This is a genomic window from Paractinoplanes bogorensis (genome assembly GCF_018829635.1).
Classification (GTDB): domain Bacteria; phylum Actinomycetota; class Actinomycetes; order Mycobacteriales; family Micromonosporaceae; genus Actinoplanes; species Actinoplanes bogorensis.
The window spans coordinates 663,714-677,474 of sequence record NZ_JAHKKG010000006.1 but is presented as its reverse complement, the minus strand read 5'-3'; the positions used below and the strand labels follow the sequence as shown (position 1 = coordinate 677,474).

Below are 13,761 nucleotides of genomic sequence, written 5' to 3'. Positions count from 1 at the left end.
ATTGCCCGTGTGACCGAGGGGATCGTCGCCGGCCGCTACCGTCTCGACGAGCGGATCGGCCGTGGCGGCATGGGCGCCGTCTGGCGGGCCCACGACGAATTGCTGGGCCGCGACGTGGCGGTCAAAGAGATCCTGCTGCCCGACACCCAGCGGGCGCTGCGCGAGGCCCGGGCGGCGGCCCGGCTGCGCCATCCGGGCATCGTCACCGTGCACGACATCGTCACCGACGACGACCGGCCATGGATCGTCATGGAGCTCGTCGGCGGCCGGTCGCTGGCCGCCGCGATCGCCGAGCACCAGTTCCTCACCGAGCGGCGCACCGCCGAGATCGGCCGGCACGTGCTCGACGCGCTGCGCGCGGCCCACCGCGAGGGCATCCTGCACCGCGACGTGAAGCCGGCCAACATCCTGCTCGACGGCGACCGGGTCGTCCTGACCGACTTCGGCATCGCCGCCATCGACGACGCCACCGCCCTGACCGCCACCGGTCAGCTGATCGGCTCGCCGTCCTATCTCGCGCCCGAGCGCATCAACGGCAAGGCGGCCACCGCGGCCGCCGACCTGTGGGCGCTCGGCGTCACGCTCTACGCGGCGGTGACCGGCACGTCGCCCTTCCAGCGCGAGGACACGCAGGCCACGTTCGCCGCCGTCCTCACCTTCGCGCCCGCACCCCCGGCCGGCGCCGGAAAGCTGTGGCCGGTCATCAAGGGGCTGCTGGACAAGGATCCGGCCACACGACTCACCGCCGAGGCGGCCGTGCCGCTGCTGGAGTCGGTCGTGGCCGAGCTGCCCGCCGCCGACCCGCCGCGTCGTCCGCGCCGCGATTCCTCGACCGCGGTCGCGCCGTCACCCACCATCGCGGCGCCGACCGCGGCGCAGTCGGCCGACGGCCCGACCGTCACCGCCCACACGGTGCTGATCCCCGGTTCGGGCGGCCGCCGCGTCCGCACGATGTGGGCGGTCACCGGCGCGGTCGTCGCCGCACTGCTGCTGGGTGGCGGCATCGCCTGGGCCGCCGGACGCACTTCCCCGCCCGCGGTCAAGCCGTCCGCGTCCGCACTCGCGGTAGTGGCGTCCCGGCCGTCGTCGCCGTCCGCCCCGGTCAACCCGCTGCTCGACTCGTGCCTGGTCGGCCGCTGGAAGTCGACATCGATCCAGGTGGTGAACCACTTCGAGGGCGTCGACAAACAGTTCTCCGGCGGGTCGGGCGCCATCATGAAGGTGTGGCCGGACGGCCGCGGCTCCAGCGACTTCGCCGGATCGGCCCCGCTGACGGCTACGGTCAAGGGCGCGAAGTACGTCCAGACGCTACGCGGCAGCGTGACCTACCGGACCGCGACCCGCAACGGCCGCGTCTACACGAGCGAGTCGGTGAGCAAACGCTCCCAGACGATCACCCGCAACGGCCGGTCGGTCAGCTTCACCCAGGGCGCGCCGACCAGCGATCCCCTCGAATACCTCTGCTCCGACACCCGCCTGACCATCTACGGCAACGAGGACGCCTCGACCGACAGTTGGGCCCGCATCAGCCGTACGCCCTGAGCGCTCGCTGCCCACCCGTGGCGGCCGGCGTTCGCGGGGCGCGTCGGCCCTTCGCCTTCCGCCGGGCCCGGCGCCTTGCGGTGCACCCGCTACCCACCCGTAGCGGCCGGCGTTCGCGGGGCGCGTCGGCCCTTCGCCTTCCGCCGGGCCCGGCGCCTCGGGGTACATCCGCTGCTTACCCGTGGCGGCCGGGGACTCCCGCCTCGGGGTGCATCCGCCGTTCGGTGGGGTGGCCTGCGGCGCGGTAGCCGGTAAGTTCGGCTGACCACCCGTCCCGCGTGCGCACCGACCGGCAGAAAGAGTCGCGTTGTTCCTGAGCGTCCTCGGCCCGTTGCACGCCACGGTGCGGGGCGTCACGGCCGACCTGGGTGGTCCGCGGCAGCGCGCCGTGCTCGCCCGCCTGGCCATCGCCGGGGGCGAGGTGGTGTCGGCCGACCGGCTTGTCGACGACCTGTGGGGCGGCGACGTCGTGCCGGCCAAGGCGCTGGCCACCCTGCAGGTGCACGTCTCGCACCTGCGCCGCGCCCTGGAGCCCGATCGGGCCCCGCGCACCCCGGCCACCGTGCTGGTCAGCGCCCCGCCCGGATACGCCCTGCGGCTGCCGTCGGCCGAGGTCGACGCGTGGCATTTCGAGGAGTTGATCCGCCGAGCCGCTTCGGTCGAGCTCGCCACACAGGGAGAGCACGCCACGCAGGTCGAGTTGCTCACCGAGGCCCTGAGCTGCTGGAAGGGCGACGCATACGCCGAGGTGGCGGGCGAATCGTGGGCGGTGCCCGAGGTGGCCCGGCTCAACTCGCTCCGTCTGCTCGCCGTCGAGTCCCGCGCCGAGGCCCAGTTGGCTCTGGGCCAGGCCGCGCTCGTGGTCGCCGCATTGGAACGCCACCTGCACGACAACCCCGGGCGTGAGGAGGCCGTGCGTCTGCTCGCACTGGCCCTCTATCGCAGCGGCCGCCAGGGTGACGCGTTGGCAACCCTTCGCCGGACTCGTTCGCACCTGGCCGACGAACTGGGCGTAGACCCCGGCCCGGCGTTGCGAACCCTCGAAGCCGACATCCTGGCCCAGTCCGTCACCCTGGACCTGCCGCCATCCCAGGTCCAGGCACAGTCCCAGATCCAGGCACAGTCCCAGGTCCAGGCTCAGGCTCAGTCCCAGGTCCAGTCCCAGGTTCAGGCTCAGGCTCAGTCCCAGGTTCAGGCACAGACAACCGATGCACATGCCTATGCACCGCCATCGGACTCGCATGCCTACACATCGTCGGCCGCATCGTCGGCCGCTTCGCAGGCGGGAACCCAGGGCCGGCCGCAATCCAAGCAGGCCGAAACCTGGGGCCGGGAAACGGAACTCGCCACCATCGCCGCAGCCGCCGATGAGGTGGCTCGCGAGGGCGCCCGCGTAGTGCTGATCGGCGGGGAGGCCGGCGCGGGCAAAACCACCCTGGTCGACGCCGCCCTGACCACCCTCGTCGAGCAGGGCTGGCACGGCCGGCGCGGACGCTGCCCCGAGGTCGACGGCGCCCCACCCGGCTGGCCCTGGTCGGAGGCCCTCGGCCCGGCCCTCCTCGGTGGCACGAACGCACCCAACCCACTCGACCAGCGACGGGCCGACACGACAACACCCGGCGACCCGCACGCACCCGACCCACGACAGGCCGACGCGACAGCGCTCGGGGGCCTGCACCCGCCGAATCCGTTTGAGCTGGGACGCGCGATCGCGGCGGGGCTCGACGGCGGCCCCACCGTCGTGGTGCTCGAGGACGTGCACCGGGCCGACGACCTCACGCTCCAGCTGCTGCGGCACGTCGTCGCGCAGCAGGCCGGACGGCCGCTGCTCGTGCTCGTCACCTATCGCACCACCGAGCGCGGCGACGAGCTCGAAGCGACGATCGGCGCCCTGCTCGGCGCGACCGCCGCGCACCTTCAGCTGCGCGGGCTCCCGCCGGCCGCGGTGTCCGCGCTGGCCCGGCGGCACGGGCTGGCCGAGGCCGGTCCCGAACTGCTCGCCATGGTCGCCGAGCGGACCGGCGGCAACCCGCTGTTCGTCCGGGAACTCGCCCGCCTGATCGCGGCCGAGGGCGAGCACGCGGCGGGGTCGGGGGTGCCCGCCGGCGTACGGGAAGTGTTGCGCCGCCGCGTCGCCCGGCTGCCCGACACCGTGGCCACCACGTTGCGGCAGGTCGCCGTGCTCGGGCGGGAGGCCGACCTGGACGTCCTGGCCGAGGTGGCCGGCCGTGACCCCGACGACCTGCTCGACACGCTCGAGACGGCGGTGCTGGCCGGGCTCCTCGACGAACCGGCTCCGGGGCAGGTGCGGTTCACCCACGCGCTCGTCCGCGACACGCTTTACGAGGACACTCCCCTGCTGCGGCGCGCCCGGCTGCACACCCGCGCGCTCCGGGTCCTCGGCGGGCACGCGGACGCCGCCACTCTGGCCCGGCACGCGGCGGCCGCGGCGGGTCCGGCGACGGCGCAGGACGCGATTCCGTACGCGGTGGCCGCCGCCCGCGCGGCCGAACGGGCCGGGTCGTGGCGGGAGGCCGCGGCCGAGTGGCGGCAGGCGCTGCACCTGCGCGAGCTCGCCGGGACCCGGGCCACCGGCTCGGCGACCGAACTGCTCGCGCCGGCCGTGACCGCGCACGCCCGGGCCGGTGACGTGCGGCGGGCGCGGTCGATCTATCTGGGCGCGCTCGAGACCAGCGACGACACCGAGATCCTGGTCGCCTGGGACGCGCCGCTGATCTGGACGACACGGGCCGGCCGCGATCCGTCGGCCCGCGCGGTCACGGCCCTGCGGTCGAGGCTCGAGAGCAAACTTCAAGACCCTTCCCGCGTACGCCTGCAACTCGCCCTTTTCCGTGAGCTGGAGGGCTTCGACGAGGCCGAGGCCCATCGGGTCAGCGCCGAGGCCCTCGAACTCGCCCGCCGGGCCGGTGACGCGCGTCTGCTGTGCGCGGCGTTGAACGTACGAGCGTACGCGGCTCTCGGTCCGGACCTGCGCGAGGAGCGCCGCCCGATCGCCGAGGAGTACCTGGCCCGCGCGACCGAGGCGGGCGAGATCGACCACGAGGCGGTCGCGCACTGGCTGCTCTTCCTCGACTCGGCCGCCCGCACCGACCTGGACCGGGCGCGGGCCGAGATGGGGCTGGCCGTGGCCCGCTCGACCACCGGTCAGCTGGGCAGCCTGCTCGCCGTGGTCGGCATCTTCACCGCGCTGCTCGACCTGCTGGCCGGGCGGGTCGACGAGGCGCTGGCCCAGTACGAGGAGGTGAGCCGCCGCCTGGCCGAACACGGTGACGTGAGCGGCGCCGCCATGGGCACGGTCGGCCGGATCAGCGCCGCCGTGGCCCGCGACTCGTGGGCGCCGCTGCTGTCCGAGCTACGCGCGATCGAGGCGGCGTACCCGGGCCGCGTCACCGATCCGCTCGTGCTGGCCCTGCTCGAGTCGGGTTCTGCGGAGGAGGCCCGCCGCGTCTGGGCCACCCGGATGCCGATCGACCGCAACTACTACTGGCTCGGCTACACCGCGATCCGCGCCCACACGGCGGCCCGGCTGGGCGACCGCGAGGCCGGCGAGCAGGTGCTGGCCGACCTGCTCCCGTTCGCCGGGCGGGTCGCCGGCCTCGACTCGGGCACGCTCTATGCCGGCCCGGTCGACGCCGCCCTGCACGCCCTGACCGGCGACCCCGCATACGCGAAGTCGGCCGCCGCCCTGACCGCCCGCCTCACCCTCACTTAGTGCCGCCTGCTCTGAGTGCCGCCTGCTCTGAGTGCCGCCCGCTCTGAGTGCCGCCCGCTCTGAGTGCCGCCCGCTCTGAGTGCCGCCCGCTCTGAGTGCCGCCCGCTCTGAGTGCCGCCCGCTCTGAGTGCCGGCCGCTCTGAGTGCCGGCCGCTCTGAGTGCCGGCCGCTCTCAGTGCCGGCCACTCTCAGTGCCGGCCACTCTCAGTGCCGACCGCTCGCAGCGCCAGCCGGTCTCGGGCGCTGAGGCATTCATTGCTTTTCGCTCTCAATCTCGTTCGCACTCAGTGCTGATTGCGCTCAGCGGCCGCGCCAAAGACCAGGGCCTCGCGGCGCTTGAACGGGAGCGGCAGCAGCTTGATCATGATGGCGACCGGGAAGCCGCCCTCCTGACGGATCTCGGCCAGCTCGGCCTCGGTGCAGACGGCCAGGACCCGGGGCACCTCGAAGCTCATCGCCGCGCCGCGCTTGCGGATCGACGCCTCGACGCGGTTCCAGTCGTCGTCGGAGACGTACTGCTTGATGAGCGGGACGATCGTGCGCTCCTCGTCGGCGATGTGCTCGTGCAGGGTGTCGCGCAGATCGGCCAGGTCGGCGGCCAGCTCGGCCGAGACGATGTGACCGGCCTTGAGCGCGGCCGCGCCCGAGCGGATGCGGGCCAGCTTGGGGTCGAGCACGGCGTGGTCGTCGGTCAGCTCGGTCAGGTCGACGTGGGCGCCGGCCGCGCGTTCGAGAACTGGCCACAGCACCTCGTCCTCGGCGCTGTGATGGTGGTGGATGCTGTCGCAGAAGTCGCTCAGGTAGCCGGCGATCGCGGCCGCCCGCTTGCGATCGAGCCGGGGGCTGTTGCGGGCCAGGCCGGCCGTGAGCTCGGCGCAGCGGTCGAGGTCGCGCAGCATGGCGCGGTGGGCGAGCAGGAGTCCGGTGGGTTCGTTGTTCATGCCGACACCGTGTCGGGGAGCGCCTTCGGGTGACCTAAGAGCGACTTAACGGTGCAGCCGGCGCAGGGCCAGACCCCGGCTCAGCGAGAAGCAGGCCTCAGCGATGCAGGCGGCGCAGGGCCAGGGCCAGCTGGAGGCGCAGGCGGCCCCGAGGCTCGCGGACGTCCCAGCCGAGCACGGGCAGGGTGTGGGCCAGCCTGTCCTGCAGGGTGGAGTGGTGCAGGCGCAGGACGGTCGCGGCGGCGCGCAGGCTGGCCGTCTCGGCGACCGCGTCGAGCGTGGTCAGCATCCACGGGGCGGTCGCGGCGGCCCGGTCGAGGGCGCGCTCGTCGGGGATCGGCTCGGTGTGAGTGGTCGCGAGCAGGGCCAGGCCGCCGAGTTCGTCGGCGTGGACGATGCGCGGGCCGGGATCCTGGTCGGTGCTCTCGGCCGTGAAGCGGAGCGCGATGCGGGCCGCCGCCCACGAATCCGGGAGGTCGGCGGGCGGGCCGGCCGGGCCGACTCCGGCGCGGCCGGTGATGTCCGGTCCGGCCCCGTGGAGCAGGCGCACGGCGCCGCCTTCGAGCGCTATCGCCCGTACGGAATCGGAAGGGTTGAAGCCCAGACGGGCCGCCGCCTGCAGCCGCACCGGTTCGGGTGCGGCGGCATCGACCACCAGCTCGACCAAGGCCGGATCGGGATGCGCGGCGTGACCTCGCGTGCGGTCGAGCACCGAACGGGCCGCGGCACCGGCCCGTTCGAGCACCATCGCGTCGACCGGACCGGGCGGACCGGGCCGCTCCAGCCACAGGGTGGCGTCGCCCGCGGGCGCGGACATCCAGAGCGGGTCGGGCTCGCCGGTCGCGGCCTCCAGCTCGGCCCGGCCTGCCGCGCCGGGCCCGGACGTGCCGTCGGGCTGGACGCGGATCTGGATGCGGCGGTCACGGTCGGCCAGCCGCGCGGCGCACCCGGAGAGGATCGCCGCCCCGCGCACGATCGTCTGCAGACCGGCCCGGGACTCGGCCAGCCGGTCGAAATAGGCGATCACCCGCAGGGCGGCCCCGGCGTCGGGGTCGAGGGCAGCGAGGCGGACGGCGAGGTCCTTCACCGTCCCATCCTCGCTCTCCTGAGCTCAGGCGCCCAATAGCCTCTTCAGCCAGTGCACGCGGGCGGCACTGGCGTCCTGGGAGACGGCGGCCTGCGGTGCCATCAGGTCGAAGCCGTGGAAGCCGCCCGGCCACACGTGCAGCTCGGCCCGGCCACCGGCCCGCCAGATCGCACTCGCGTAGGCCACGTCCTCGTCCCGGAACGTCTCGGCCGAGCCGACGTCGATGAACGCCGGTGGCAGGCCGGCCAGGTTCGTCTCCCGGGCCGGGGCCGCGTACGGCGACACGTCCGGCCCGCCCCGCGCGTCGCCGAGCAGGGCCGTCCAGCCGGTGTAGTTCGCCGTACGGTCCCAGACGCCCCGCCCGGCCATCTGCACCGCCGAAGCGGTGTCGTTGCGGTCGTCGATCATCGGGCAGAGCAGCATCTGGCCGAACAGGGCCGGGCCGCCCCGGTCGCGGGCGATCAGGGCCGTGCCCGCGGCCAGTCCGCCACCGGCGCTGGCCCCGGCAATAACAATCCGCTCGGGGTCGATGCCCAGCTCGGCGGCGTTGGCGGCGGTCCAGACCAGGCCGGCGTAGCAGTCCTCGACCGGAGCCGGGTGCGGGTGCTCGGGGGCGAGCCGGTACTCGACCGACACGATCACCGACGGCACCTCGACCGCCCAGTCCTGCAGCACGCCGAGACCGGTGCGGTTGTTGCCGATGATCATGCCACCGCCGTGCGTGTGATAGATCGCGGGCAGCGGCGTCGACGCGCCGGCCGGGGTCAGGATCAGCAGCTCGACGTCGGGGTCGCCGGCCGGTCCGGGTACGTTGCGGCGGGTCACGGTGAACGCGCCGTCGCGGGCCAGGTCCTCGTCGGAGAGGTCGGCGATGGCGTTGCCCTCGCGCATGGCCGGGATCATCTCGGCGGTCAGCGCCGAGGGCAGCTGCTCGCCGATGACCTCGAGGGCGGCGGCCAGCTCGGGGTCGAACGGTGGAGGCGGGCCGACTGGCTGGGTGGTCTCGATCGTCACGGGAACTCCCTTGTTACGGCAACGTTTCGGCGGTGTGACCTCATTCTGTGACGCAGGTCGCTCCCCCGACGAGCGCCGGACGGCGGAAGTTACCCGCCAACTGGCGGGCGCTGTTTGATCGTCACCCCGCGCGCCTCCAGCCGGGTCAGGACGCCGGGGTCGTCGAGGCGGGCCAGCCGGACATCCAGTTCCCGCAGAGCGGGCAGCTGCTCCAGCGCTCCGGCCGCGGTGCAGGCGCCGGTGAGAAGCAGCTCGGCCAGCACCGGGTGACCGGCGAGCGGGGTCAGGTCCAGGGGCTCGGGGTGGTAGCCGTGCCCGTCGAGATCGAGCGACCGCAGACTCGTCAGCCGGTCGATGCCCTCCAGCGACGTCACGTTGTAGTCGTCCGACTCGCCGCCGGTGTCGACGTCGAGGGTCTGCTCGACCAGCATGTAGATCTCGTTGCCGCCGTCGAAGCCGAGGCGCTCGACCGTGCCGGCGGCCGGGAGCGGGAGCGCGTGCAGCAGGTCGAGCGACGCCGCCAGGCGCGGGCCGGGGCCGGGATAGCCGTCGTCGGGGCCGTCCGGGCCGGTCGACTCGACGATCGCCGTGAGCTCGGCGGCGCCGACCGCCCCCGCGTCGAGAAGGGCGCCCAGGACGCCGAGGTGCAGGCCGCGATCCGCGAAGACGATGGTCACAGTCGTGAATTATGACCTCTGGGCGATCGAGGCGGCAGCCGCATGCAACGCCTCGCGCACGGCGACGACGCCGGGGCTGCCGGCGGCGGAGACGCGGGTGGCGGTGAAGACGGTTCGCTGCAGGCGCTCCTCGGCGACCGGGTAGGCGGCGATCTGCGGCAGCGTCGCGGTCAGGAAAGCGGGAAGCAGGGCCACGGCCCGGCCGGAGGCGACCAGCGCACCGAGGACGACCCCGTCGTCGCTGCGGTGCCGGACCAGGGGCTCGTAGCCGGCCAGGCGGTTGCAGACGTTGCGGAGCACCGCGTCCAGCCCGGTGCCGCCGCGATGGCCGGTGGCCCACTCCAGATCGGCGCAGTCGGCGAGCGACCGGTAGGGCAACCCCGGCCGTACGGCCAGCAGCACGTCCTCGCGGATCAGGTCACGACGGTCGATGCCGGGTTGCCGGGCGACCGGGACCGGGTCGTATTCGATGCCCACGACCAGATCGACGGTGCGGGCGCGGAGCTCGTCGAGGGCGGGTGCGGTCTCGCGCTGATAGACCTCGACCCGCAGATCGGGGGCCGTGGTGGCCAGTCGCTCCAGCGTCGCCGGGAGCAGGGCCAGCGCCGGGGTCTGCACGATCGTCAGGCGCAGCCGGCCGCCCGGAGCGTCGCCGGCGCTCGCCAGTTCGGCCCGCATGGCCTCGTCGGCGGCCAGCGCCTCGGCGGCGTAGCCGGCCAGCCGCAGACCGGCCGGGGTCAGCTCGACGCTGCGCCCGACCCGGCGCAGCAGCCGGACCCCGGCCTCGGTCTCGAGCTGCGCCAGTTGCACCGAGACGCTGGACGGGCTGAACGAGAGGGCCTCGGCGACCGCCGCGACGGTGCCGAGCCGGGACAGGGCGTCGAGAAGGCGTAACCGTCGGAGCTCCACCGTTCGGATTCTCCCACGAATTGAGCCCTGAAATCGGAACTGGATCCGAATGGTCTGGTCGGACAGCCTGGAAAGCATGGTTCTGATCTCGATACTTCTGGCCCCGGTGGTGATGGCCGGGGCCGCCCTCGCCGAACGTCGTCTCGGACCGTCCGCAGCCGGCTGGGTCGGCGCTCTGCCCGTGGCCATGGCGGTGGCCGTGCTCGTCGTCGCGACCGACTCCGGACCGGACGCGGCCGCGGCCATGGCGCTCAGCGCCGCCGTTCACGTTCCCGCGCAGGTGGCTCTGGGTGTGGTCTTCGCGCACGTGCTCCACCGCCACGGCCTGCTCCGCGGCGCGGCCGGGGGCGCGCTGGCCTACGTCGCCGTGGCTCTTCTGGTCGAGCGCCTCCCGGCCGCGGTGGCCGTGCTCGCCGCGGTCATCGTGCTGTGGGCGGCACCGCGGGTGATGCCGACTGCCTTATTGCGTACGCCGTCGGCCCGCTCCCGGTCGAGCATCGTGCTGACCTGCGCCGGGGCGGCCCTGATCGTCGCCGCGGCGGTGCTGTGCAGCCGGTGGGCCGGTCCGGCTCCGGCCGGTGCGGTGGCGGCGTTCCCGACGATGTGCACGATGCTGACGGTGGTGGCGGTCACCTGCGACGGACGGGCGGCCGGGGTGCACACCCTGATCGGGCTGGTGCGCAGCCTGCCCTGCTATCTCGCTTTCGGGCTCACCTTCGGGCTCACCGCGCCGCTGGCCGGGCCCGCCGCCGTCGCGTACGGGCTGATGGCCTGTCTCGCCGTGGCCGCCGTGCTCCCGTCACCTCTGCGCCGGGACGGCCGCCCGGTGCAGCAGCCGGGCCGTGTAGAGCAGCAGCAGCGCCAGGACGACCTCGATGCCCAGTCCGGTGCCGACGCCGAGCGCCTCCCCCAGCGAGAAGTTGCCGAAGTGCGTGACGTGGAAGACAAAATGCGTACCGGCGTAGATCAGGTAGCCGGTCAATGAGGCCAGCGCGACCTTCTCGTCGTTCAGAACGGCGGCGATCAGGAGCGTCGCCGCCAGCGCCAGGCCGAGCCCGCCGACGTCGGTGACCAGATGTTCGTTGTACGGCGGGTCGAGCCGGACGGTCGGGAAATCGTCGTAGAACGAGCGGGGCCGGAAGTACTGCCAGGCCGAGACGAACGTCTGCAGGGCGGCCAGCGTGTACAGGCCGGCCCGCAGCCATCGGCGGGCGGATTCGAGGGTCATGCCACATGGACGCGTAACCACCCGGATCTGTGACAGGGCCGCCCGTACGCTTGCCGTGCTCGACGCCGCCCGACACCGGAGGATAGATGCCGCACGACCACGAGCCCATGACGCCGCGCATGCGACGTCTCGTGCTGTCGGTGCTGATTCCCGCCGTGGTGCTGACCGCCCTCGGGATGCTGCTGCTCTGGCCGCACGGCACCGACCGTCCCGGCGACGGCGGCGGCGCGATCGAGGTGACCGGGCAGGTCGTGGCGGTGACCCCGGCCGCCTGCCCCGAGGTCGAGCTGCCGCAGGGCGAGACCTCCGCCGCGCCCACCGAGTGCGGCACGGTCAGCGTCCGCCTCACCGAGGGCGACCGGTCCGGCGACACGGTGGAGACCGACATCCCGGCCGGTCCCGGCGCGATCACGGTCGAGCCCGGCGACGACATCGTGCTGCTGCACCTGGAAGAGAGCTTCAGCGGTCGCGAATACACGATCGGCGACCACCAGCGTGGCTTCGAACTGTGGGTGCTCGGCGCGGCGGTGGCGCTGGCCGTGATCGCCTTCGGCCGGTGGCGCGGCCTGCGGGCACTGGCCGGGCTGGCGGTCACGTTCGCCGTCCTGCTGATCTTCGTCGTCCCCGCGATCCTCGACGGCCGGCAACCCCTGCTGGTCGCGGTCGTCGGGGCCGCCGCGATCATGCTGACGGTGCTCTACCTGACCCACGGCTTCACCCTGCCGACCACGGTCGCGGTGGCCGGGACGCTGATCGCCCTGACCATCACCGCGGTGCTGTCGGCCCTGTTCACCGGCTACATCCACCTGAACGGGGTGGCCGACGAGGCGACCAGCTTCCTGAGCATCAGCCAGGGCGACGTCAACATGCGGGGCCTGCTGCTGGCCGGCATCGTGATCGGCGCACTCGGCGTCCTCGACGACGTCACCGTGACCCAGGCCGAGACCGTCCGCGAGCTGGCCGTGGCCAATCCCCGCTACGGTTTCCGCGAGCTCTACCGCGCCGCCACCCGCGTCGGCCGGGCGCACATCGCCTCGGTCGTCAACACCATCGTTCTCGCGTACGCCGGTGCCTCGCTCCCGCTGATGCTGCTGTTCGCGGTCGGCGACACCCCGGTCTCCCGCCTGCTGACCGGCCAGCCGATCGCCGAGGAACTGGTCCGCGCCGGCGTCGGAACCCTGGGCCTGATCGCCGCCGTCCCCATCACGACGGCCCTGGCCGCCTGGCTCTCCGTCCGAGCCGCCACCCCGCCGGCCGAACGATCAGCCCCACCGGATGAGTCGCCGTGGATGGCGTTCATCGACGACGAACCGGCCAAGGAGCGCTGACGCCCCGCTATGCCGCGCCTCGCTCGAGCGCCTCGGCGTAGTCCATCGCTGCCCGGTGCTGCTCGTCGTCCAGCCGGCGGGCCGCCCACGCGAGTTCGACCAGATCCGACGGCCACTCGTGTTTCAGGCTCCACGGAACCTCCGCGACCTCGAGGCCGAGCAGCGCGGCCAGGTCACCGATGGGGATGCCAACAGTGCGGGCAACGGCGTTCACGAACTCAGCGCGCGGCTCCGGCCGCCTCCTGAAGTCGATGGCGTACGTCGAGGTCGACACATAAGGGCCACCACCGAGCGCCCTCAGAAGCCTCGCATCGAGGAGAAGGTTGCGGTTGGTCAGCAGCCGCCGCAGGATCACGCCGGGCGTTGCTTCGTTCCAGTCGGACAGGAACGGTTGAGTACGCACCGTTTCCCGGCGCGGCAATCCGTCGACGAAGTGGCGCAGCCGCTCACGACGCTGCGCGTCCAGGCCGTAAGCGTCCCAGATCACGAGAGTGCCGACGTGCCAGGGACCGTGGAGCTCCGCCGGAGCCAGATCATCGGGGACGGCGCGGGCCGCGAACAGGAACAGGTCAGAGGTGTGCAGACCCAGTGCCGGCGCGAGGTGGCGCAGCAGCGGCTCGTCCGGGTCGGCTCCGCCAAGGACGGCGTCGAGCCGCTCCGCGGGAATCCCCGCACTCTGTGCGAGGTCGGCCGCGGACGTCGCTCGATGCTCGAGCAGACGTGCAAGGCGTGTGCCGAACACCGGCATGCTTGTCATCCGGCCAAAATACTGCCGCCCGCAAACGGCGAGCTCCCCTCTCAGCCCGCCTCGTCGATCAGTTGCCGGGCCAGCCCGCGGTTGGATCGCCACGGCTGCGCCTCGGCCGCCAACGACTCCAGCAGCGGCAGTCCGGCCCGGATGCGGGCGCGGACGTCGTCCTCGACGTCGACCCTGATGCCGTCGCGCTCGTAGACGGCCCAGGGCGGCACTGCCTCGTAGCTCAGCAACGACGACAAGCTGCTCAGCGCCTGCGCACGCGCCTCGGCCCGCCATCGGACCGCGACGGCCAGCAGGACATCCACCGCGGGCCCGGCCGCCGGCGACAACGAGCCGGAATGGCCATGCGCGACGGCGTCCTCCAACATCGCCACGGCCCAGGCGACATTCCACTCCTCCCTGCCCGAGGTAATGCCTGCCAACGCGGTACGCACCGCCGCCGGGCTGTGCCAGGGTGGCGAAGCGAACGACGACCAGTCGACGCCGTTGACTGCCGCATCGAGATCCACGCCCGCGACCCTAACCACAACGCAACGCTGACGAGC

The 13,761-nt window shown here is 73.3% G+C and carries 11 protein-coding genes; 4 read left to right on the top strand and 7 right to left on the bottom strand.

Translation table 11 applies throughout. The annotated features are described in order from the left end of the window. Positions 1 to 9: 9 nt before the first annotated feature. Together KOI35_RS22310 and KOI35_RS22305 are read left to right on the top strand one after the other, a co-directional pair. Entirely contained in the window at positions 10 to 1,542 is a 1,533-nt protein-coding gene (locus KOI35_RS22310) for a serine/threonine-protein kinase (protein ID WP_215789422.1), read from the top strand. Between the two features lie 307 nt (positions 1,543 to 1,849). Beyond that, a complete protein-coding gene (locus KOI35_RS22305) occupies positions 1,850 to 5,275 on the top strand; it encodes an ATP-binding protein (RefSeq protein WP_215789421.1) in 3,426 nt (1,141 codons plus the stop codon). Between the two features lie 284 nt (positions 5,276 to 5,559). On the opposite strand, the gene KOI35_RS22300 is transcribed toward KOI35_RS22305, so the two are convergent. The 5 genes from KOI35_RS22300 to KOI35_RS22280 all read right to left on the bottom strand — a co-directional run bounded on the left by KOI35_RS22300 (position 5,560) and on the right by KOI35_RS22280 (position 9,903). Continuing rightward, positions 5,560 to 6,216: a hemerythrin domain-containing protein gene (locus KOI35_RS22300; protein ID WP_215789420.1), complete on the bottom strand. Its 657-nt coding sequence runs from the start codon at positions 6,214 to 6,216 to the stop codon at positions 5,560 to 5,562. Between the two features lie 97 nt (positions 6,217 to 6,313). After that, complete coding sequence (locus KOI35_RS22295; protein WP_215789419.1) at positions 6,314 to 7,303, bottom strand: helix-turn-helix domain-containing protein; 990 nt, start codon at positions 7,301 to 7,303, stop codon at positions 6,314 to 6,316. A gap of 24 nt (positions 7,304 to 7,327) precedes the next feature. Then, on the bottom strand, positions 7,328 to 8,317 hold the full coding sequence (locus KOI35_RS22290) for an alpha/beta hydrolase (RefSeq protein ID WP_308121116.1): 990 nt from the start codon (positions 8,315 to 8,317) through the stop codon (positions 7,328 to 7,330). An 89-nt stretch (positions 8,318 to 8,406) separates the two neighbouring features. Beyond that, a complete protein-coding gene (locus KOI35_RS22285; RefSeq protein WP_215789418.1) occupies positions 8,407 to 8,994 on the bottom strand; it encodes a DUF6892 domain-containing protein in 588 nt (195 codons plus the stop codon). A gap of 9 nt (positions 8,995 to 9,003) precedes the next feature. Further along, positions 9,004 to 9,903: a LysR family transcriptional regulator gene (locus KOI35_RS22280; protein ID WP_215789417.1), complete on the bottom strand. Its 900-nt coding sequence runs from the start codon at positions 9,901 to 9,903 to the stop codon at positions 9,004 to 9,006. A gap of 76 nt (positions 9,904 to 9,979) precedes the next feature. Between KOI35_RS22280 and KOI35_RS22275 the strand changes: the two genes are divergently transcribed. Then, a complete protein-coding gene (locus KOI35_RS22275; protein WP_215789416.1) occupies positions 9,980 to 10,888 on the top strand; it encodes a hypothetical protein in 909 nt (302 codons plus the stop codon). 362 nt (positions 10,889 to 11,250) lie between these two features. Next, a complete protein-coding gene (locus KOI35_RS22270) occupies positions 11,251 to 12,459 on the top strand; it encodes a YibE/F family protein (RefSeq protein WP_246613459.1) in 1,209 nt (402 codons plus the stop codon). Positions 12,460 to 12,466: 7 nt separating this feature from the next. Here KOI35_RS22270 and KOI35_RS22265 read toward each other — a convergent pair whose 3' ends face one another. Continuing rightward, entirely contained in the window at positions 12,467 to 13,216 is a 750-nt protein-coding gene (locus KOI35_RS22265; RefSeq protein WP_215789414.1) for a hypothetical protein, read from the bottom strand. Positions 13,217 to 13,257: 41 nt separating this feature from the next. After that, positions 13,258 to 13,725, bottom strand: a complete 468-nt coding sequence (locus KOI35_RS22260) for a hypothetical protein (RefSeq protein ID WP_215789413.1) — start codon at positions 13,723 to 13,725, stop codon at positions 13,258 to 13,260. Between the last annotated feature and the right edge of the window lie 36 nt (positions 13,726 to 13,761).

Excerpts from the sequence above, each read along its gene's own strand:
- KOI35_RS22300 (WP_215789420.1), bottom strand. The coding sequence starts at position 6,216 with ATGAACAACGAACCCACCGGACTCCTGCTCGCCCACCGCGCCATGCTG.
- KOI35_RS22275 (WP_215789416.1), top strand. The coding sequence starts at position 9,980 with ATGGTTCTGATCTCGATACTTCTGGCCCCGGTGGTGATGGCCGGGGCC.
- KOI35_RS22270 (WP_246613459.1), top strand. The coding sequence starts at position 11,251 with ATGCGACGTCTCGTGCTGTCGGTGCTGATTCCCGCCGTGGTGCTGACC.
- KOI35_RS22265 (WP_215789414.1), bottom strand. The coding sequence starts at position 13,216 with ATGACAAGCATGCCGGTGTTCGGCACACGCCTTGCACGTCTGCTCGAG.